The organism is Nocardioides sp. CPCC 206348 (assembly GCF_048654705.1).
Lineage (GTDB): Bacteria > Actinomycetota > Actinomycetes > Propionibacteriales > Nocardioidaceae > Nocardioides.
Genome location: NZ_JBMCZA010000201.1, coordinates 915 through 1,189, shown reverse-complemented (window position 1 = coordinate 1,189; position 275 = coordinate 915). Strand labels below are relative to the sequence as shown.

General features: G+C 70.5%; 1 protein-coding gene. It reads left to right on the top strand.

Annotated features, from left to right (window positions below):
• A partial coding sequence (locus tag ACOADB_RS19470; protein WP_378602234.1) for an enoyl-CoA hydratase-related protein occupies window positions 1-275 on the top strand: 275 nt, incomplete at both ends.

Genomic DNA, 275 nt, shown 5'->3' with positions numbered 1-275 from the left:
TCCGGCGGCGAGTTCGACACCAACGAGGACGTCGCCGACGCCAGCACCTGGCAGGAGCCCGCGGGCCGCTGCTCCAAGCGGGTCTTCACCATGAACAAGCCCGTGATCGCAGCGATGCGCGGCGCGGCCGTCGGTGGTGGCCTGACCATCACGCTGGCGTGCGACTTCCGCCTCGGCTCGACCGACTCGAAGTTCGGCTTCGTCTTCGGCCGACGCGGCATCTTCCCCGAGGCGGCGTCGGTCTGGCACCTCCCCCGCCTGGTCGGCATGACCAG